Origin of the sequence: Paraburkholderia lacunae (assembly GCF_003353175.1) — a bacterium.
Lineage (GTDB): Bacteria > Pseudomonadota > Gammaproteobacteria > Burkholderiales > Burkholderiaceae > Paraburkholderia > Paraburkholderia lacunae.
In genome coordinates this window covers 88,385-106,985 of record NZ_QHKS01000015.1, presented here as the reverse complement: position 1 = coordinate 106,985, position 18,601 = coordinate 88,385, and the positions used below count along the sequence as shown (strand labels likewise).

At 63.2% G+C, this 18,601-nt stretch carries 18 protein-coding genes and 1 pseudogene; 9 read left to right on the top strand and 10 right to left on the bottom strand.

Annotation, left to right across the window (positions count from 1 at the left end; translation table 11 throughout):
* Positions 1-22 precede the first annotated feature (22 nt).
* The 6 genes and pseudogenes from DLM46_RS22915 to DLM46_RS22890 all read left to right on the top strand — a co-directional run bounded on the left by DLM46_RS22915 (position 23) and on the right by DLM46_RS22890 (position 5,179).
* Positions 23-520, top strand: a complete 498-nt coding sequence (locus tag DLM46_RS22915) for a hypothetical protein (RefSeq protein ID WP_244306334.1) — start codon at positions 23-25, stop codon at positions 518-520.
* 15 nt (positions 521-535) lie between these two features.
* A pseudogene (locus DLM46_RS22910) lies at positions 536-810 on the top strand (uracil-DNA glycosylase family protein); the annotation flags it as partial.
* Positions 807-1,721 carry a class I SAM-dependent methyltransferase gene (locus DLM46_RS22905; protein WP_115104149.1) on the top strand — a complete coding sequence of 305 codons (915 nt, stop codon included), beginning with the start codon at positions 807-809 and terminating at the stop codon, positions 1,719-1,721. The pseudogene DLM46_RS22910 and the gene DLM46_RS22905, both read left to right, overlap by 4 nt.
* A 419-nt stretch (positions 1,722-2,140) precedes the next feature.
* The gene (locus DLM46_RS22900; protein ID WP_115104147.1) at positions 2,141-2,380 is read left to right on the top strand and encodes a DUF3311 domain-containing protein; all 240 of its coding nucleotides are present in this window, start codon (positions 2,141-2,143) and stop codon (positions 2,378-2,380) included.
* Positions 2,380-3,930 carry a monocarboxylate uptake permease MctP gene (gene mctP, locus DLM46_RS22895; protein ID WP_115104145.1) on the top strand — a complete coding sequence of 517 codons (1,551 nt, stop codon included), beginning with the start codon at positions 2,380-2,382 and terminating at the stop codon, positions 3,928-3,930. The genes DLM46_RS22900 and mctP overlap by 1 nt, the downstream gene beginning before the upstream one ends.
* A 124-nt stretch (positions 3,931-4,054) precedes the next feature.
* Positions 4,055-5,179, top strand: a complete 1,125-nt coding sequence (locus DLM46_RS22890) for an FUSC family protein (protein WP_208866316.1) — start codon at positions 4,055-4,057, stop codon at positions 5,177-5,179.
* A 94-nt stretch (positions 5,180-5,273) separates the two neighbouring features.
* On the opposite strand, the gene DLM46_RS22885 is transcribed toward DLM46_RS22890, so the two are convergent.
* The 5 genes from DLM46_RS22885 to DLM46_RS22865 form a co-directional block, all read right to left on the bottom strand.
* A complete protein-coding gene (locus DLM46_RS22885; protein WP_115104141.1) occupies positions 5,274-5,690 on the bottom strand; it encodes a VOC family protein in 417 nt (138 codons plus the stop codon).
* Between the two features lie 280 nt (positions 5,691-5,970).
* Positions 5,971-6,924 carry a transaldolase gene (gene tal, locus DLM46_RS22880; RefSeq protein ID WP_115104138.1) on the bottom strand — a complete coding sequence of 318 codons (954 nt, stop codon included), beginning with the start codon at positions 6,922-6,924 and terminating at the stop codon, positions 5,971-5,973.
* A 249-nt stretch (positions 6,925-7,173) separates the two neighbouring features.
* Positions 7,174-8,394 carry a benzoate/H(+) symporter BenE family transporter gene (locus DLM46_RS22875; protein ID WP_115104136.1) on the bottom strand — a complete coding sequence of 407 codons (1,221 nt, stop codon included), beginning with the start codon at positions 8,392-8,394 and terminating at the stop codon, positions 7,174-7,176.
* 40 nt (positions 8,395-8,434) lie between these two features.
* Positions 8,435-9,610, bottom strand: a complete 1,176-nt coding sequence (locus DLM46_RS22870) for a vWA domain-containing protein (protein ID WP_115104134.1) — start codon at positions 9,608-9,610, stop codon at positions 8,435-8,437.
* Positions 9,611-9,691: 81 nt separating this feature from the next.
* On the bottom strand, positions 9,692-10,534 hold the full coding sequence (locus DLM46_RS22865) for an AAA family ATPase (protein ID WP_115104132.1): 843 nt from the start codon (positions 10,532-10,534) through the stop codon (positions 9,692-9,694).
* A 413-nt stretch (positions 10,535-10,947) separates the two neighbouring features.
* Here DLM46_RS22865 and DLM46_RS22860 point away from each other — a divergent pair, with 413 nt between their 5' ends.
* Both DLM46_RS22860 and DLM46_RS22855 read left to right on the top strand, forming a co-directional pair.
* Positions 10,948-11,316 carry a c-type cytochrome gene (locus DLM46_RS22860; RefSeq protein WP_115104129.1) on the top strand — a complete coding sequence of 123 codons (369 nt, stop codon included), beginning with the start codon at positions 10,948-10,950 and terminating at the stop codon, positions 11,314-11,316.
* A gap of 47 nt (positions 11,317-11,363) precedes the next feature.
* On the top strand, positions 11,364-11,747 hold the full coding sequence (locus DLM46_RS22855) for a c-type cytochrome (protein WP_115104127.1): 384 nt from the start codon (positions 11,364-11,366) through the stop codon (positions 11,745-11,747).
* A 144-nt stretch (positions 11,748-11,891) separates the two neighbouring features.
* On the opposite strand, the gene DLM46_RS22850 is transcribed toward DLM46_RS22855, so the two are convergent.
* The 3 genes from DLM46_RS22850 to rsxB all read right to left on the bottom strand — a co-directional run bounded on the left by DLM46_RS22850 (position 11,892) and on the right by rsxB (position 14,127).
* Complete coding sequence (locus DLM46_RS22850; RefSeq protein ID WP_115104124.1) at positions 11,892-12,326, bottom strand: DUF1841 family protein; 435 nt, start codon at positions 12,324-12,326, stop codon at positions 11,892-11,894.
* Positions 12,327-12,635: 309 nt separating this feature from the next.
* Positions 12,636-13,280: an endonuclease III gene (nth, locus tag DLM46_RS22840; RefSeq protein ID WP_115104122.1), complete on the bottom strand. Its 645-nt coding sequence runs from the start codon at positions 13,278-13,280 to the stop codon at positions 12,636-12,638.
* A 19-nt stretch (positions 13,281-13,299) separates the two neighbouring features.
* Positions 13,300-14,127: an electron transport complex subunit RsxB gene (rsxB, locus tag DLM46_RS22835; protein WP_115104289.1), complete on the bottom strand. Its 828-nt coding sequence runs from the start codon at positions 14,125-14,127 to the stop codon at positions 13,300-13,302.
* A 352-nt stretch (positions 14,128-14,479) separates the two neighbouring features.
* On the opposite strand from rsxB, the gene DLM46_RS22830 reads away from it, so the two are divergent.
* Positions 14,480-15,112 (top strand): TetR/AcrR family transcriptional regulator, encoded by a 633-nt coding sequence (locus tag DLM46_RS22830; RefSeq protein ID WP_115104119.1) that lies wholly within the window; start codon positions 14,480-14,482, stop codon positions 15,110-15,112.
* 106 nt (positions 15,113-15,218) lie between these two features.
* Here the strand turns inward: DLM46_RS22830 and DLM46_RS22825 are convergent, their stop codons facing one another.
* Both DLM46_RS22825 and DLM46_RS22820 read right to left on the bottom strand, forming a co-directional pair.
* On the bottom strand, positions 15,219-16,496 hold the full coding sequence (locus DLM46_RS22825; RefSeq protein ID WP_115104117.1) for a polyhydroxyalkanoate depolymerase: 1,278 nt from the start codon (positions 16,494-16,496) through the stop codon (positions 15,219-15,221).
* A gap of 183 nt (positions 16,497-16,679) precedes the next feature.
* Complete coding sequence (locus DLM46_RS22820) at positions 16,680-18,560, bottom strand: glycoside hydrolase family 15 protein (protein WP_115104115.1); 1,881 nt, start codon at positions 18,558-18,560, stop codon at positions 16,680-16,682.
* Positions 18,561-18,601: the final 41 nt, after the last annotated feature.

Sequence of the window (18,601 nt, the reverse complement as noted above, 5' to 3'; positions counted from 1 at the left end):
CCAAATGAAACCAGGTGGAACTATGAACTACAGCGAGCATATGATTAGAAAAGGCGCGGTGGCGATGGCCATACTTTTGATGGTTGCCGCCCCGCTGATCAGCGAGGCAAAGCAGACGACAAAATCTCTGGCGGTAGCCACTACGGTGCAACCCTATGTGAAGATTGCCGCCACGCAACCCGCGCAATTGGTGATCACCAACAAAGACGTCAATTTGGGCTACGTCGATATTCCCGATACGTCAAACCTCAACGGCACACAGCTTGCCGTGCAGACCAACGATCGCGCCGGGTACTCGTTGCTGTTTCGAGTGTCCGCGGCAAACCAGCCGCTTTTCAGTTCGATCGAGGTCATTGGCCTTGGCACGACAGCCGTGCTTCCCGCATCCGGCGGCACGATCAATATGACCTATAGCGGGTTGAACACGAACTTCAAAATCACTTACCGCCTCATACTCGCGAAGAAGGTCAAGGATGGTACCTATACCTGGCCGTTTGCAATGAGCGCGCAACCCAACTGAATTAGCCAAAACATCAACCAGTTCTGGGGTCTGCTCGGCACGGTGCTCGGCGAACCGCTTGCCGAGCTCGCTTACGAAGCACGTCTGAGGCGCGTACTCGCGCATGGCATCGGCGTATGGGACGTGCTGGCGGCTTGCCAGTCTGCTTCAACGGCAAGACGGTAGGCCGCTTCGCGCCGGTGATCGGCGAGGCCGGCTACGCCACCCTCGTATTGCCTTCGTCGAGTCCGGCAAATGCTATGCTCTCGTTCGACCAAAAATTGCGCCTTTGGCGCGACATCCTCACATGACGAAACTGATCAAGCGCGCTTCGGCTGAAGCGCGTGCTTTCCGCCATCAAGACGCCGACGCTGCGGGCGGCAAACAGAAAGCAGTGCGCAATAACAGGCGCGCGCAACACGGCGACGATCTGCACGACGCGCCGCAAATCGAAGCACCGCGCAAGCCGCGTTTCGCTCCTGTCACGTTCTCGGAAGAGGGCGGCGTGCGCTTCCTGCATTTCGGCACGGAATGGGTGCAAGGTGCGATGCGTCTGCGCAAGCCGGATCACATCGAACTCGAATACGCGCAGCAGATGATGGCCTGGCTGCTGTTCATCGAAACGCCCAAGCGCATCGTCCAGCTCGGTCTGGGCGCTGCGGCGCTAACCAAGTTCGCCCATCGCTTCCTGAAGCGCGCGAAGGTCGAGGCGGTCGAGTTGAATCCGGCGGTCGTCGTCGCCGCGCGGACGATGTTCGAACTGCCGCACGACGATGCGCGCCTGACCGTGCACGAAACCGACGCGTGGGACTTCGTCAACGACCGCGCCAACCACGGCACGATCGGCGCGCTGCAAGTCGACGTCTACGATGCGACCGCGCGCGGCCCGGTGCTCGACAGCGTCGCCTTCTACCGTGCCGTGCGCGCGTGTCTGACCGGCGCGGGCGTGGTGACGGTGAACCTGTTCGGCGATCACCCGAGCTTCGTGCGCAACATGAAGCGGCTGAATGAAGCGTTCGACGGCCGCGTCGTCGCGCTGCCGGAAGTGCATGACGGCAACCGCATCGCGATCGCCTTCTCGGGCCCGGCGCTCGACGTGCCGTTCACGGCGCTGCAAGCGCGCGCCAGGCTGATCGAAGCCGAACTCGGCCTGCCGGCGCGCAAGTGGATCAAGGGTCTGCAGGAATCGACCGGGCAGACCGGCAACTCGTTCTCGGTCTGACGATCGACAGGCAGCCGGGCCGGGCAAGCCGGCTCGACTGCTCTCAGACGCAACGCCCGCCGCCGCACGGTTTATGCGGCCGTGAACAGCCGGGGACACCTGGAGCGCGAACGGCTGGACCGGCGTTCCGGCAGAGTCCGGCGGGAAGACACAGCGAACGCAGCCCGTGCCGCCAGCGCCGGCATTAGAGCCGACCCGCGAGCCGACCCGCGAGCCGATACCCGAGCCGCGCTCGTCCCGCCTCGCCAGCACCGTCCCGCCTCGGGTCGCCCCTGCTTGACCGCATGTCCGCGGCTCCTATACTCTTTCGATGCTTTCGGGGCGCCCGTCGCTTATCCGCGGGGGCGGCTCCCCGCTGCGGGATCCGCCACCCGTCAAAACACGGGCCAACATTTCAATAATAGGTAGGAGGAGACGTCATGGCTCACGACGCCGACGCGAACAAAGCCAGCAAGCGCTGGCTCTGGTTGCTGTTGCTGCCCTGGATCGCAATGGTCTGGGTGCCGTCATATAACAAGGTCGAACCGCAACTGTTCGACTTCCCGTTCTTCTACTGGTATCAGCTCCTGTGGGTGCTGATCAGCGCGATCATCACGGCGCTCGTGTACTTCAAAACCAGGGCCCCTTCGACGGGCCGTCCGCAAGGGGGCGCGCAATAATGAACGCCACCGCGACATTCGTCTTCGTACTGTTCTTCGTCGGCGTCACCATTCTGGGCTTTATCGCGGCCCACTGGCGGCGCGGCGATCTCGCCCATCTGGAAGAGTGGGGTCTCGGCGGGCGGCGCTTCGGCACCATCGTCACCTGGTTCCTGCTCGGCGGCGACCTGTACACCGCCTACACCTTCATCGCCGTGCCGGCGCTGGTGTTCGGCGCGGGCGCCACCGGCTTCTTCGCGCTGCCGTACACGATCCTGATCTATCCGTTTGCGTTCGTCGTGTTCCCGAAACTGTGGAGCATTGCCAAACGCCAGGGCTACGTGACATCGGCCGACTTCGTCTCGGCCCGCTATGGCAGCCGCATGCTCGCGCTGGCGGTCGCCTTGACCGGCATCGTCGCGACGATGCCGTACATCGCGCTGCAACTGGTCGGCATCGAAGTGGTGATCGGCGCGCTGGGTTTCGACACCTCGGGCTTTGTCGGCGATCTGCCGCTGATCATCGCGTTCGCGATTCTCGCGGCGTACACGTACACCTCGGGCCTGCGCGCGCCGGCCATGATCGCGGTCGTCAAGGACATCCTGATCTACGTGACGATCTTCGCCGCGATCATCGTGATTCCGCCGCAACTGGGCGGCTTCGGCCATATCTTCGGCGTGGTGCCGCCGGCCAAGCTGTTGCTGAAGGCGCCGGATGTGTCGAGCCTGAACGGCTACAGCGCGTATGCAACGCTCGCGGTCGGCTCGGCGCTGGCGCTGTTCCTGTATCCGCACTCGATCACCGCCATCCTGTCGTCGAATTCGGGTAACACGATCCGCCGCAATATGGCGATGCTGCCGGCTTACTCGCTGGTGCTCGGTCTGCTCGCGCTGCTCGGCTTCATGGCGCTCGCAGCGGGCGTGAAGGATATGCCGGAATACGCGCCGTACTTCAAGGCGTTCGGGCCGAACTTCGCGGTGCCGGCGCTGTTCCTGCACTTCTTCCCGTCGTGGTTCGTCGGTGTCGCGTTCGCGGCGATCGGCATCGGCGCGCTGGTGCCGGCGGCGATCATGTCGATCGCGGCGGCGAACCTGTACACGCGCAACATCCACAAGGAGTTCGTGAACCGCAACATGACGCACGAACAGGAGACCAACGTCGCCAAGCTGGTGTCGCTGATCGTCAAGGTCGGCGCGGTGGCGTTCGTTCTCGGCCTGCCGCTCACGTACGCGATCCAGCTGCAACTGCTGGGCGGCATCTGGATCATCCAGACGCTGCCGGCGATCGTGCTGGGCCTGTACACGCGCGTGCTCGACTACCGCGGCCTGCTGCTCGGCTGGGCGGCCGGCATCGCAACCGGCACGTGGATGGCGATTTCGCTGAAGCTGGCCGGCTCGATCTTCACGATCCATCTGTTCGGTCTCGCGATTCCGGGCTACGCGGCGGTGTGGTCGCTGGTCGTGAACCTGGTGGTGTCGGTGCTGGTGAGCATTCTGGTGCGCGTGATGGGTATGCAGCGCGCCGAAGACCGTACCCGTCCGGAAGACTATCGGGACGCGGTCGAAGGCTGAGCAAGCTGCACTACCTCGCGTCAATGAACCGCGCCCGCAGACGAAAGTTTGCGGGCGTTTGTTTTCCCGGCGCACTCTGGTGCACGATAGCGGAACCGTTCTTCAAAGCGTCCGTCGCGCCACCATGGCCTCTGCCGATTCCCCCACTGTGATTGCCCGCCGTTCGGCCATCAGCCGCATGGTGCGCGCGGTCGCGTCGCCGTATTACCGCTATCGCCACGCGAGGGTGTTGCACAGTCTGCGCGTCGGCCTCGCGATGCTGGTGTCGATTCTCGCCACGACCGGTATCGATATCCCGCACGGCATCTGGTCGTCGGTGACTTTGCTGGTGGTGATCGGCGGCTTGCAGCATCACGGCAATATCCGCAAGAAGGCCGCGGAACGGGCGGCGGGCACTTTGCTCGGCGCGTCGATCGGCCTGGTGTTGATCCTGCAGCAGAACCTGATCGGCTCGCTGCCGCTCACCTACGTGCTGATGTCGATCGTCGCCGCGATCTGCGCGTGGTTCGCAATCGGCTCGTCCGGCTATATCGGTCTGTTGACGGCGATCACGATGTGCATCGTCGCGGGCCACGGCGACAATCTGATCGACGTCGGCCTGTGGCGCACGCTGAACGTGCTGATCGGCATCGTGATCGCGCTGGCGTTTTCGTTCGCGCTGCCGCTGCACGCCACCTACTCGTGGCGCTACGGCCTCGCCGACAATCTGCGCGAATGCGCGCGGATCTATGCGCGGCTGCTGCAAGGCGAGACGATCAGCGAAGACGAGCAGATCAAGAGCTTTCTAAGGATCAACAAGCGACTGGTGCAGTTGCGTTCGCTGATGCCTTCGGTGGCCAAGGAGATCGATGTGCCGCAGGCCCGGCTCGAGGAGGTCCAGCGCTTGCACCGCTCGGTGCTCAGTTCGCTGGAACTGCTGGCGAGCGGGCCGCTGATCCGCGCCGACGCAGCGGCGCGCGCCGCCTTCGCGCAGGAGGGCGGGATCGGGGTGCGCGCGGTGCGAAGCATTCTGCTGGCCACGGCGCGCGGTCTGCGCTTTGGCCGCGCGACGCAATTCAGGATTCCGGCCGCGTCGCCGCTTTCGCCGGCGCGTAGCGACGCCGCGTTGAAACTGCCGCCCGACTTGCAAGGTCCCTATTGGCTCGGGCAGCGGCTGGCCGAACAGGTCGACCGGCTGCGCGCCTTGCTGCTGGAAACCGAGCCGAACTGGAACATCGAACGGCATGCGCGGACGTTGCTGAAGGGCTAGGGTGAGGCAACCGGCCGAAACCGGAGCGCCGTTGCAGCGGCCGCTGCCGGCACGGCAGCAGCGGTATTCGCTACGACGGGCACAGGCGGCGGCTTCAGTCTTCCGGTACCGTCACCATCCAGCCGAGACCGAAGCGGTCCACCACCATGCCGAAGCCCTTGCTCCAGAAGGTGGCTTGCCACGGCATCGTCACCCGTCCTCCTTCGGCTAGTGCATTGAAATATTTTTCGGCCGACGCCGCATCGTCGGCTGTCAGCGACAGGCTGAAGCCGTTCATCGGGCCGGCATTGGGGTCGCAGTGGCCGTCGGATGCCATCCAGACCGTCGAACCGAGCTTGATGCTCGCGTGCATGATCTTGTCCTCCATGCCGGCGCGCAACTGTCCTTGTGCATCAGGCGGAGCTTCCTTGTAGCGCATCTGGCATACCACCTCCGCGCCGAGCTTCTCGCCGTAATACTTGAGCGCTTCTTCGCAACGGCCATTGAAAAAAACGTAAGGCTGGACGTACATGATCGTCTCCCGGAGTCTTGGGTCTGCAAAACGCGTCGCCGCGAACCTCCAGACGTGCGCAGGTTGAGGTGCGGGCGGACGTGTAGACGATTGTAGTCGTCCGTTGCAGCAGTAATTGTGACGATCTGACGAAAGAGCGGCACGTTCGACGCAGCCCCGATAAAACGCGGCCAAAAGCGAGCTGGATGCGAGCCGGAAGCGGCCGGGAAGCGACCCGGAAACGGCGCGCGGCCCTGAGCCGGAAGGCTCAGGGCCGCGCGCTTGAGCGGAGGAGGCGGGTTTAACGCAGGGCGTCGATCAGCTTTTCCAGCTTGACGGCGTCCGCGGCGAACGCGCGAATGCCTTCGGCGAGTTTTTCCGTCGCCATGGCTTCGTCGTTGACGAGGAAGCGGAACGACGATTCATCGACCGGCACGCGTTCGATATCCGCGCCCGTGACGATCTCCGGCGACAGCTTGCGCTCCACTTTCTCCGGGCTCTCCTGCAGCTTTTGCAGCAGATCCGGACTGATGGTCAGCAGGTCGCAGCCGGCCAGTTCGAGAATCTGGCTCGTCGTGCGAAAGCTCGCGCCCATGACTTCGGTCTTGTAACCGAACTTCTTGTAGTACGCGTAGATGCGGCGCACCGATTTGACGCCCGGATCGTTGGCGCCGCCGTCTTTCGCTTCGTCCCAGGCGCTGCCGGCGTTCTTCTTGTACCAGTCGTAAATGCGGCCGACGAACGGCGAAATCAGCTGCGCACCCGCTTCGGCACAGGCGGCCGCCTGCGCGAGCGAGAACAGCAGCGTCATGTTGCAGCGGATGCCTTCTTTCTGCAGCACTTCGGCTGCGCGGATGCCTTCCCACGTGGAGGCCAGCTTGATCAGCACGCGCTCGCGCTCGATGCCGTGCTCTTTGTACAGCGCGATCAGTTCACGGCCCTTGGCGATCGAGCGTTCGATGTCGAACGACAGGCGCGCGTCCACTTCGGTCGACACGCGGCCCGGGATGATCTGCAGGATTTCGGTGCCGAACGCGATCAGCAACTGGTCGATGATTGCGCCGACCGGCTTCGATGCGTGCGCTTTCACGGTCTTTTCGAGCAACGGACGGTAATCGTCCTTCTGCACGGCCTTCAGAATCAGCGACGGATTGGTGGTCGCGTCCCGCGGCTTGTACTGGGCGAGCTGCTGGAAGTCGCCGGTATCGGCAACGACGGTGGTGTATTGCTTGAGTTGGTCGAGTGCGGTTGTCATGTTCGAGCCTTCAGGGCGTATGTGCGCCGTGGTTCAGGAGAAATGAGGTCGCCGCCGGACAAAAAGTACAACCAGTCTGGCGGCCGCGGGTCACGCTGCAGCGTCGGCCCGCCATGTTGCCGGGAAACGCTGCCGGATACTTCTATTTTATGGCGGATCGCCTGATGCAGCATTGACACTTGCCACCGGCGATCCGTTCACGCGGATTTCAGGCCCCGCATTTCCGGCGCCGCATGGTCACGGAGCCCGTCACACGCGGCGCGCGTTCAGCACCAGTTGCGTGAGCATGCCCGCAACCAGTCCCCAGAATGCCGAGCCGATCGACAGCAGGGTGAGGCCCGAGGCTGTCACCATGAACGTCACCAGCGCCGCTTCGCGCTGTTTGATGTCTTGCATCGCGTTGGCAAGGCCGCTCATGATCGAGCCGAACAGCGCCAGCGCGGCGACGGAGACGACCAGCGCCTTCGGCAAGGACGCGAACAGCGCGGCGATGGTGGCGCCGAAAATCCCGGCGATCAGATAGAAAATGCCGCACCAGACGGCGGCGGTGTAACGCTTGCCGCGGTTTTCATGCGCTTCGGGGCCGGTGCAGATCGCCGCCGTGATCGCCGCAAGATTGATGCCGTGCGAGCCGAACGGCGCGAGCAACAGGGAGAGGATGCCGGTCGCCGAAATCAGCGGCGCGGATGGCGTCGTGTAGCCGTCCGCGCGCAGCACCGCGATGCCCGGCACGTTCTGGGACGCCATCGCGACGACAAACAGCGGAATGCCGATGCTGATGCCCGCGGCCACCGAGAACGCCGGCATGGTGAGCATCGGTTGCGCGAGCGCGACGTGAAAGCGGCTGAAGTCGAGCAGGCCGAGCCCGCCGGCGGCGATCGTGCCGACGATCAGCGTCGTGACGATTGCGTAGCGCGGCACGAGGCGTTTGACGATCAGGTAGGTGAAGAACATCGTCAGCACGAGCGCGGTCTGGAACTGCGCGGCACGGAAAATCTCGCTGCCGATTTCGAACAGAATGCCTGCCAGCAACGCCGAGGCGATACCTGCCGGGATTTTTTTCATCAGCGTATCGAACCAGCCGGTCAGGCCGACTACGGTCAGCAGCAACGCGCAGACGATAAACGCGCCGATGGCCTCCGAGTAAGCCACATGCGGCAGCGACGACACCAGCAGCGCCGCGCCCGGTGTCGACCATGCGATCACGATCGGCGCGCGAAAGCGCAGCGAGAGGCCGATCGTGCCGACGGCCATGCCGATCGATAACGCCCAGATCCACGACGAAATCTGCGCATCGGTCAGACGCGCGGCCTGGCCTGCCTGGAACATCAGCACCAGTGAGCTGGTGTAGCCGGTCATCATCGCGACGAAGCCGGCAACGACGGCTGACAGCGAGGTGTCGGCGAACGGTTTGAGACGCCCGGGCGATGCGATGGCAGGGGACAAATCGGGCGATGAAGACGGACTCATGCAGATGCTTTCTTGTAGTTGGCGTTAGAACGTGAACGGATTATTTACTCAGCATGCGCATCGCCGTTTCGAGGCCGGCGAGCGTGAGCGGATACATGCGGTGGCCGAGCACTTCGCGGATTGCGCTGACCGACTGCCGGTACGGCCACAGGGCCTCCGGCTCGGGATTCAGCCATGCATAGTGCGGAAAATGATCCGCCAGCCGCCGCAGCCACACGGCGCCGGCTTCGGGATTGTTGTATTCGACCGAACCGCCCGGCTGCAGCACTTCGTAGGGACTCATCGTCGCATCGCCGACGAAGATCAGTTTGTAATCCGGCGTGAACTTGTGCAGCACGTCCCACGTGGGCATGCGCTCGGCGTGGCGGCGGCGATTGTTCTTCCACAGAAAGTCGTACACGCAGTTGTGGAAGTAATAGAACTCGAGGTGCTTGAACTCGGCCTTGGCCGCCGAAAACAGCTCTTCGGTGCGTTTGATGTGATCGTCCATCGAGCCGCCCACGTCGAGCAGCATCAATACTTTCACCTTGTTGTGCCGCTCCGGCACCATCTTCAGATCGAGCCAGCCGGCGTTGGCAGCGGTGCTGCGGATCGTGTCGGGCAGATCGAGTTCTTCGGCGGCACCTTCGCGCGCAAACCGGCGCAAGCGGCGTAGCGCGATCTTGATGTTGCGCGTGCCGATTTCGACCTGGTCGTCGTAATCGCGGTAGGCGCGCGCTTCCCACACCTTGACCGCGGTGCGATTGCCCGCCGCATCGCCGCCGATGCGCACGCCCTCCGGGTTGTAGCCGCCGTTGCCGAACGGCGACGTGCCGCCCGTGCCGATCCATTTGCTGCCGCCTTCGTGGCGCTCCTTCTGTTCGTCGAACAGTTCCTTGAGGCGCTCCATCAGCTTGTCGAGACCGCCCATCGCTTCGATCTGCGCTTTTTCTTCGAGCGACAGATCGCGTTGCAGCTTCTTCTTCAGCCAGTCGAGCGGGACGTCGAAGGCGAGCTCCGAAGTTTGCGCGACGCCGTTGAAATACGCGCCGAACGCCTGGTCGAATTTGTCGAAATACTGCTCGTCCTTGACCAGCGTGATGCGCGCGAGATAGTAGAAGTCGTCGAGCGACGGCGCGATCACGTTGGCTTTCAGCGCTTCGAGCAGCGTCAGATATTCCTTCACCGACACCGGCAGTTTGGCCGCGCGCAGCGAATAAAAGAAGTCGATCAGCATGCTGTTTCCTCTGCGGCGGCTGGTGAGCGATACTGCGCGCTCAGCCACGTCGTGACGACGGTGATAGCGGTATTAACGGTGTTAGCGGTTGTTGCGGTTCATGAAGATCAGCCGCTCGAACAGGCTGACGTCCTGTTCGTTTTTCAGAAGCGCGCCATGCAGCGGCGGAATGATCTGTTTCTGATCGCTCGCGCGCAGCGCCTCGGGCGGGATGTCTTCGGCGAGCAGCAGTTTCAGCCAGTCGAGCAGTTCCGACGTGGACGGTTTCTTCTTCAGTCCCGACACGTTGCGCAATTCGAAGAAGCTCTGCATGGCCGCGGCGAGCAGTTCCTTTTTGATGCCGGGATAATGCACCTCGACGATCTGCTGCATCGTTGCCGGATCGGGGAACTTGATGTAGTGGAAGAAGCAGCGGCGCAGGAACGCGTCGGGCAGTTCTTTTTCATTGTTCGACGTGATGACGACGAGCGGGCGCTGTTTGGCGCGAATCAGCTCGTGCGTTTCGTACACGTAGAACTCCATGCGGTCGAGTTCGCGCAGCAGGTCGTTCGGGAATTCGATGTCGGCCTTGTCGATCTCGTCGATCAGCAGCACCGTTTGCTGGTCCGACTCGAACGCCTGCCACAGCACGCCCTTGACGATGTAGTTGCCGATGTCCTTCACGCGCTCGTCGCCCAGCTGCGAATCGCGCAGACGCGACACCGCGTCGTACTCGTACAGACCCTGTTGCGCCTTGGTGGTGGACTTGATGTGCCACTGCAGGAGCGGCATGCCGAGCGCGGCGGCGACCTCTTCGGCCAGCATGGTTTTGCCGGTGCCGGGTTCGCCCTTGATCAGCAACGGGCGTTTCAGCGTCATCGCGGCGTTGACCGCGAGCTTGAGGTCGTCGGTGGCGACGTATTGCGATGAGCCTTCGAAACGCATGGCGAGATGGTCTTTTTTGAGAAAAAACCCAGTATAAGTCAGAAGGCCTGTTGGGCCGAAACGGGCTCGCGTATGGTGTCATCCGCGCTGCCGAACGCCGGCGGGCGGTGGTCGGGCGGCTCTCGCGCGGTCGGCGCGGGGTGGCGGCATGGCCCGCGGCGCGCCGACCGCGCGCTGACGCGGCTGCACCCGGCCCGCTGCGGGAGGCAGGCTTGCTGCCGGCGCAGCAAAGCGGCCCTGGGCGCGGGTTCGCGGCAGCAGGATGCGCCGCCGCCCCGCGCGGTGGACGTTCGGCGCGGCGTCGCGGTACAATTAGCCCGATTTTTTTGGCCTGCGTGGCTACCCTATAAGAATAACGGCGCGGGCCGTTGCCTTTTTGGGCGCCCGTTTCCCCTCAAGCCAGGTTACATGCTATGAATAAATTCGTCGGCAAACACGTCGTGATCGCAGCGCTGTCGGTGCTCGCGGGCTATGCGGCCAGTGCGCAGGCAGCGGATGTCGTCGGCAACGCGAAGGCGGGCCAAGGCAAGGTCGCGATGTGTATTGGCTGCCACGGCATCCCTGAATACCGCACGGCTTACCCTGAGGTCTACCGCGTGCCGATGCTCGGCGGCCAGAATCAGGCATATCTCGAGAACGCGCTGCACGGCTACAAGAAGGGCGACCGCCATTTCGAAACGATGCACGCGATCACCGTGTCGCTGTCGGATCAGGACATCGCCGATATCTCTGCCTACTACGCAGCGCAAAATTCCTCTTCGAAGAACAATCCCGACAAGTGATCGGCGTCGGTCACTCGGTTATTTATATTCGCGGGATAGGAGAATTCATGAATAAGCCCCAACAGGCACTCCACACGGTGTTCAAGGCTGCATGCGCGTCGGCGGCAGTGATCGGTCTGGCTGCAGCGAACGTCGCGTACGCCGCCGACGCCGGCAACGGCAAGGTGCTGGCCGACAGCCACAATTGCGCGGCTTGCCACGGCGTCAACCTGAACAAGCCGGTGAGCCCGGAATATCCGAAGCTCGCCGGTCAGCACGCCGACTATATCTACTGGGCGCTGCGCCAGTATCAGATGGGCAACGGCAATCCGCACCTCGGTCGCAACAACGCGATCATGCAGGCGCAGGTGCAAAGCCTGTCGCAAGGCGACATGAAGGACATCGCGGCTTATGTCGAATCGCTGAACGGCGATCTGGTGCAGAAGAAGTAAGCGTGCCGCGCTCTTTCAAGCGCGCTTTTTTGCACTATTGCTGATTGAACGACACCCTGCTTCGGCGGGGTGTCGTGCTTTTGGCGCCACGCTTTGCGTTATTGCGTGACGCGCGGACCGCCGTGGTCCGGCCCCGCCGTGGCCTCAGTCGCGCGTGGCGCGCCGTTCGATACGCTGCAAATACGCGTCCGTATCCGGCGGAGTGCCGGTGCGCTGCGCTTCCCAGATGGTTTCGCCGAGGCAGTCCATGATCGCGTGTTGCGCCTCATGGGTCGAGCCGAGGCGTGCGGCGAGGCGCTCGTGCGCGGCACGAATGCCGGGCGGCTGGTCGATCGACAGTTGCTCGGTGATCGCCAGATGCATCGACAGATGCAGGAACGGGTTGGTCTGTCCGCGTTCGGGCGAGTAGTCCTGGGTTGCCGCGCCTTCGCTATCGGCCAGATCGGCGTGGTACTCGGGATGCTCGACAATCCAGTCGGCGGCGATCGCTTCGAGCGGCGTCAGAATCTCGCCTTGACGCTGTTTGCGCCAGGTGTCGGTGAAAAAGAGGCGGACTTCGTCGCGGCTGGGATTGAACATCGTGGGACCGGTGCGTTGAGGGTGATGCGGAGGTGCAGGGCGTCATTTTACGCCGGGGCTGGAGGGCTCGCTGATGGTGCTGCAATGACCTAAAGGCACCTCAGGCATCCCAGGCATCCCAGGCACCTCAGGCACCTCAGGCACCTCAGGCACCTCAGGCACCTCAGGCACCTCAGGCACCTCAGGCACCTCAGGCACCTCAGGCACCCCAGGCACCCCAGGCACCCCAGGCACCCCAGGCGTGCCTGGACGGCAATGTTGCAGGAGGGGGCGCGACCGAGGCGCTCGCGCGCCTTCGCCGCGTCGCGTTCAAAGATCCGGCGGCGGCGTCTTCGGCCGGAACTCGCACAGCGGCTCGATCACGCAGTGCCAGCATTCCGGCCGGCGCGCCTTGCAAACGTAGCGTCCGTGCAGGATCAGCCAGTGATGCGCATCCTGCTTGAATTCGGCCGGCGTGAATTTCTCCAGCGCCACCTCGACTGCGCGCACATCTTTTCCCGGCGCCAGCCCGGTTCGATTGGCAACCCGAAAGATATGGGTATCGACGGCGATGGTGGGATGGCCGAACGCGGTGTTCAGGAGCACGTTCGCCGTTTTTCGGCCGACGCCGGGCAGACTCTCGAGCGCTTCGCGATCTTGCGGCACTTCGCCGCCGTACTGGTCGAGCAGGATGCGGCAAGTCGCGATAACGTTCCTGGCCTTGGTCCGATAGAGCCCGATGGTCTTGATGTAGTCCGCGACGCCTTCTTCGCCGAGATCGAAGACCTGCTGCGGCGTGTTCGCGACGGGGAACATCTTGCGCATCGCTTTATTGACCGACACGTCGGTGGCCTGAGCCGACAGCAGCACGGCAATCAGCAGTTCGAACGGTGTGGTGTATTCGAGTTCGGTGGTGGGATGCGGGTTGAGACTCTGAAGCGTCTCGTAGATGGCGCGGCGTTTGTTCGCGTTCATGCCTAGCGTGAGGGGGCGGTTAGCGCTTCGTGGAGTGAGTGTCGGTGTCGTCGTCCGCCGCGAGTCCCAGACGGCGGCGGCGCGCTTCGGCTGCGTCGATCTGCGCCTGCACGTCGGCACTGACATGCTCGGTGTTCAGCGGACCTTGTCCTTTGGCTGCAAGCTCTTCTTTCTTTTTGCGCGCACGCTCGAGCGCGGCCTGGATGATCGCGCGTTTTTTCGCTTCGGCGTCGTCCGCTGCCGGCGCGGCTGGCGCTGCGCCAGCCGAGGCTTCAGCGCCTTGCGCAGTCCCGCTGCCCGCGGCTCGCCGCGCTGCAGCACGCGCTTCGGCGGCTTCGCGTTCGTGCGCAAGACGTGCTTCGCGCCGGTCGTGGCGTTCACGCGCGGCGTCGGCCTGGGTCTGGGTCCACGCGTTCCAGCCGGTTGCTTCGCCGGTAACGGGCGGCATCGCGATGCAGTCGACCGGACAGGGCGGTACGCACAGGTCGCAACCGGTGCAGAGCTCCGCGATCACCGTATGCATCTGTTTCGGTGCGCCAACAATCGCATCGACGGGGCAAGCCTGCATGCACAACGTGCAGCCGATGCAAAGTTGCTCGTCGATAACCGCCAAAGGACGCGGCCGTTCAACGCCATTGGCGGAATTGAGCGGAATCACCGGCTTGCCGAGCAGCGCGGCGAGGCGCGCGACGCCTTCGGCGCCGCCCGGCGGGCATTGGTTGTAATTGGCCTCGCCGCTAGCCACGGCTTGCGCATACGGACGGCACGCCGGATAGCCGCACTTCGTGCATTGCGTCTGGGGCAGCAGATCTTCGATGCGATCTGCGAGTGTTATGGAATCGGTCACAGTCACGACATTGGGGCTTGCTTCGCGGCCGCGCGGCGCCGAGGGCGGCCTCGGGGAAAGCGTACGGCAGGCTGGGCAACACAAAAGCGCGGCGAAAGCGCGCAAACACCCGCCGATGCAGGCGAATACACGCGAGCGCTCGCTCGCGCCGGGCTTGAACTAAATAGCACATTATCGCCGATTTCCCCAATTGCGATCCGCAATCCATGTGCCATAATCGAAGCGCTTTTTCGAAAGACCGCAGAAGGGTGTCCCCCAACCATGGCGCGCCCGTTCAACGCTGTCGGTGCAAGGCCCGAGGAGAGGCCGGCGGCGCGATCCGGATAACGCGGCTCACGAAGACGATGCCACCATGAATCAGCCGAAAATCAAAAGAGATCCTGAAGGCACGCGGCGCCGCATTCTGCTTGCGGCAGCCGAAGAGTTTGCAAATGGAGGGTTGTTCGGCGCGCGCGTCGATCAAATCGCCCGCCGCGCGGAAACTAATGAACGCATGCTCTACTACTACTTCGGTAGCAAGGAGCAGCTTTTCACTGCCGTACTCGAACACGCATTCAGCTCGCTCAACGAAGCGGAGCGCACGCTCGAACTGAACGGCGTCGCGCCGGTCGAGGCCATCACGCGCCTCGCGCATTTTGTTTGGGATTACTACCGCGATCATCCCGAGTTGCTGCGTCTCGTCAATAACGAGAATCTGCATGAGGCACGCTACATGCAGAAGTCGACCCGCATCCGCGAAATGATCTCGCCGATCGTCGCGACGCTCGGCGGCATTCTCGAGCGCGGCCAGCGCGCGGGGCTGTTTCGCACTAACGTCGACCCGCTGCGCTTTTACGTGACGCTGTCCGGCATGGGCTACTACATCGTGTCGAACCGCTTCACGCTCGAAGCGACACTCGGCCGCGATTTCAGCACCGCAAGCGAACGCAGCGAACTCGTACAGATGAATACGGAGTTGCTGCTCGCGTATCTGTTGCGGCGTTAGAGCACATCGCAGGCGCTTAGAAACTTCAGAAGCGCAAGAAGCTCCAGAAACGGCAACGGCCTCCGAAGAGGCCGTTGTTCTATGTGTCTGCGTGACTACTTGACGCTCAGGCTTCGACTTTTTCCTTCGTCACCTTCGGCGCCTTGTTGTGCTCGAGGATGAAGTCGCGCAACTGCGGATAGATGATGGTGCGCCAGCGGCGGCCCGAGAAAATGCCGTAGTGGCCGCATTTCTCCGCGGTGAAGTGACGCTTTTGCTGCTCCGGAATACCGCTGCACAACCCGTGCGCGGCGAAAGTCTGACCGTCGCCGGAGATATCGTCCAGCTCGCCTTCAATGGTGAGAAGCGCGGTCTTCCTGATGTCTTGTGGACGCACCCGCTCTCCGGCGACGTCCCACGTGCCTTCGGCAAGACTGAACTCCTGGAACACCACGCGGATCGTGTCCAGGTAATAGTCCGCGGCCATATCGAGCACCGCGTTGTATTCGTCGTAGAAGCGGCGATGCGCTTCGGCGTCGTCTTCGTCGCCACGCAACAGGCTCTGGTAGAAGTCCCAGTGCGACGCCGCGTGCCGCTCCGGATTCATCGCGACAAAGCCGGTGTGTTGCAGGAAGCCCGGATAAACCTTGCGGCCCACGCCCGGATAGTTCGGCGGCACCGTGAAGATCACGTTGTTCTCGAACCATTCGTACGAGTGCTGCGTAGCCAGCGAGTTGACCGAAGTCGGGCTCTTGCGCGCGTCGATCGGGCCGCCCATCATCGTCATCGTGCGCGGCGTCTCTTCGCCGCGGCTCGCCATCAATGAGATGGCGGCGAGCACCGGCACGGTCGGCTGGCACACCGAGATCACGTGCAGATTCTTCGCGCCGATGTGACGGATGAATTCCTGGATGTAGGCGATGTAGTCGTCGAGGTGAAACTCGCCTTCTTCGAGCGGCACCATGCGCGCATCGATCCAGTCGGTCAGATAGACCTTGTGGTCCTGCAGCAACGTTCGCACGGTATCGCGCAGCAGCGTGGCGTGATGTCCGGACAACGGCGCGCACACCAGCACGATCGGCTCGTCTTTCAATTGGGTAACAGCGTCGCTGTCGTCCGCGAAACGCTTGAAGCGCATCAGGCGGCAAAACGGCTTTTCGATGATCGTTTGTTCGATGATCGGGATGTTATGGCCGTCTTTGACGATCTGATGAAGGTTGAACTCGGGTTTCTCGTAGTCTTTGCCGAGCCGGTAGAGCAGTTCGTAACCGGCCGACAGCCGCGTGGCGCCCGGCACGTAGGCGAGAGGGCTGGCCGGATTCGCGAACGACTTGGACGCGGCCTGAGCCCAGGCGGTAAGGGGGCTTAATATCGCCCGCTGGAATTCGTGAAATTGGTAGAGCATGGGTGCTCCGTACTTAAGCGGTTCGCATGGGGCTTCGCAAACACGCTATGGCGTTGCGGCTGGCCGTATTGGTTGTGTGTTGGCGCAATGATTTTCGGCCGACAGTCTCTGTGATCATATCGAACAAAGCGTACTTGTGCAATGCAGCAATTTTCGCGCGAGGGACGCGCAAACGTCATTAAATCATGGTACTGGCGATGCTGCCGCGCCGCTATCAGGGGTTGCCGCAGCCTTAAGTTGTGCCTCCCCGATGCCGTTATGGGGTGGCTGGCCGATGACCTCGGCCATCTTCTGCTCGTGCTTCATCAGGTTTAAACCGGTGTGCACCAGCGCCACATGCGAAAACGCCTGCGGGAAATTGCCGACCAGGCGCTTCGCGGCGGGATCGTACTCCTCGGAGAGCAACCCGACATCGTTGCAAAGCGCGAGCAGCCGTTCGTACATGGCATGGGCTTCAGCGATGCGGCCTTGCAGCGCGAGGTTGTCCACCATCCAGAACGAGCACGCGAGGAAGGTGCCTTCTCCGGGCGGCAGGCCGTCGTCGTATTCCGTGGTGCGGTAGCGCATCACGAAGCCGTCACGCATCAGATCTTTTTCGATCGCCGCCACCGTGCCTTTGATGCGCGGATCGTCCGGCGGCAGGAACCCGACCAGCGGCAGCAGCAACACGCTCGCGTCGAGCTGGTCGCTGCCGTAGAACTGCGAAAACGCGTCGAGCGCCGGATTCCAGCTATTCGCACACACCTCGGCGTGGATTTTCGCGCGGGTCGCGCGCCAATCGTCGAGCGGGCCGTCCAGCTTGAACTTTTCCGCCGACTGGATCGCGCGGTCGAAGGCGACCCACGCCATCACCTTCGAGAAGGTGAAATGCTGGCGTCCGCCGCGCGTTTCCCAGATGCCTTCGTCCGGTTCCTGCCAGATCGTGTCGAGGTGGCGCAGCAGCGCGCGTTGCACGTTCCATGCCGTGTCGTCCGCCTGCAGGCCGCCCACGCGCGCCAGATGCAGCGCGTTCATCACCTCGCCGTAGACGTCCAGTTGCTGCTGACCGACCGCGTTATTGCCGATCCGCACCGGTCTTGCGTCCTGATAGCCCGGCAGCCAGTCGATTTCGAACTCGGGCAGCCGCCGTTCGCCGGCGATGCCGTACATGATCTGCAACTGATCCGGCGCGCCGGCCATCACCCGGCCAAGCCAGGCGCGCCACGCGCGCGCTTCGTCGTAATAGCCGCCGCGCATCATCGCCAGCAGCGTGATGGTGGCGTCACGCAGCCAGCAGTAGCGGTAGTCCCAGTTGCGCGAGCCGCCGAGCTGTTCCGGCAGCGAGGTGGTGGGCGCGGCGACGATGCCGCCGGTCGGTTCGTAGGCAAGCGCTTTCAGTGTGATCAGCGAGCGGCGGATCGGCTCGGCCCACTTGCCCCCGACAGTGCTGCGCGACGACCATTCGAGCCAGTGATTCTCGGTACGAGCGAGCGCCGTATGCGGATCGCGAGCGGGCGGAATACGCAGATGCGAGGCGGTATAAGCCAGCGAAAACGGCACCCGCTCACCTGCGGTGACGGTGAATTCGGCAACAGTCTTCATGTTCTCGCCGCGCAGTTCGACCGGCGTGCGCAGTACCGCGGTGTCCGGGCCGGCGATCGCCTTGATGCCGCTGTCGTGCTTCAGGCGCTCGACCCACGGAATCGAAAAGCCGTAGTCGAAGCGCAGCACGAGTTCCATCCGCATACGCAAGGCGCCGCGTTTGCCCACCACGATCCGTACCATCTCCGACCAGCCGTTGGCCGGCGGCATGAAATCGATCAGCGTGACCGCGCCCTCCGGCGTGTCGAAATCGGTTTCGAGGATCAGGGTTTCGCCGCGATAACGGCGTGTGATTGTCGGCGGCGTGTCGCAGACCGGTGAAATCAGCCAGCGGCCGTTCTCGGGCGTGCCGAGCAGGGCGGCGAAGCAGGCGCCGGAGTCGAAGCGCGGCCAGCAGAGCCAGTCGACGGAACCTTCGCGGGAGACGAGCGCAGCCGTGTGGCCGTCGCCGATGAGCGCATAGTCTTCGATGAGTGCGGGCATGGGGAGCGTGTCTCTAGTGCGCGCGATCATGGCCGCTGCGC

Coding starts and splice junctions, on each gene's coding strand:
- DLM46_RS22890 (WP_208866316.1), top strand. CDS start 4,055: ATGGCCTCTGCCGATTCCCCCACTGTGATTGCCCGCCGTTCGGCCATC.
- tal (WP_115104138.1), bottom strand. CDS start 6,924: ATGACAACCGCACTCGACCAACTCAAGCAATACACCACCGTCGTTGCC.
- mctP (WP_115104145.1), top strand. CDS start 2,380: ATGAACGCCACCGCGACATTCGTCTTCGTACTGTTCTTCGTCGGCGTC.
- DLM46_RS22855 (WP_115104127.1), top strand. CDS start 11,364: ATGAATAAGCCCCAACAGGCACTCCACACGGTGTTCAAGGCTGCATGC.
- DLM46_RS22865 (WP_115104132.1), bottom strand. CDS start 10,534: ATGCGTTTCGAAGGCTCATCGCAATACGTCGCCACCGACGACCTCAAG.
- DLM46_RS22850 (WP_115104124.1), bottom strand. CDS start 12,326: ATGTTCAATCCCAGCCGCGACGAAGTCCGCCTCTTTTTCACCGACACC.
- DLM46_RS22830 (WP_115104119.1), top strand. CDS start 14,480: ATGAATCAGCCGAAAATCAAAAGAGATCCTGAAGGCACGCGGCGCCGC.
- DLM46_RS22860 (WP_115104129.1), top strand. CDS start 10,948: ATGAATAAATTCGTCGGCAAACACGTCGTGATCGCAGCGCTGTCGGTG.
- DLM46_RS22875 (WP_115104136.1), bottom strand. CDS start 8,394: ATGAGTCCGTCTTCATCGCCCGATTTGTCCCCTGCCATCGCATCGCCC.
- nth (WP_115104122.1), bottom strand. CDS start 13,280: ATGAACGCGAACAAACGCCGCGCCATCTACGAGACGCTTCAGAGTCTC.
- DLM46_RS22905 (WP_115104149.1), top strand. CDS start 807: ATGACGAAACTGATCAAGCGCGCTTCGGCTGAAGCGCGTGCTTTCCGC.
- DLM46_RS22900 (WP_115104147.1), top strand. CDS start 2,141: ATGGCTCACGACGCCGACGCGAACAAAGCCAGCAAGCGCTGGCTCTGG.
- DLM46_RS22915 (WP_244306334.1), top strand. CDS start 23: ATGAACTACAGCGAGCATATGATTAGAAAAGGCGCGGTGGCGATGGCC.
- DLM46_RS22825 (WP_115104117.1), bottom strand. CDS start 16,496: ATGCTCTACCAATTTCACGAATTCCAGCGGGCGATATTAAGCCCCCTT.
- DLM46_RS22885 (WP_115104141.1), bottom strand. CDS start 5,690: ATGTACGTCCAGCCTTACGTTTTTTTCAATGGCCGTTGCGAAGAAGCG.
- DLM46_RS22820 (WP_115104115.1), bottom strand. CDS start 18,560: ATGCCCGCACTCATCGAAGACTATGCGCTCATCGGCGACGGCCACACG.
- DLM46_RS22870 (WP_115104134.1), bottom strand. CDS start 9,610: ATGCTGATCGACTTCTTTTATTCGCTGCGCGCGGCCAAACTGCCGGTG.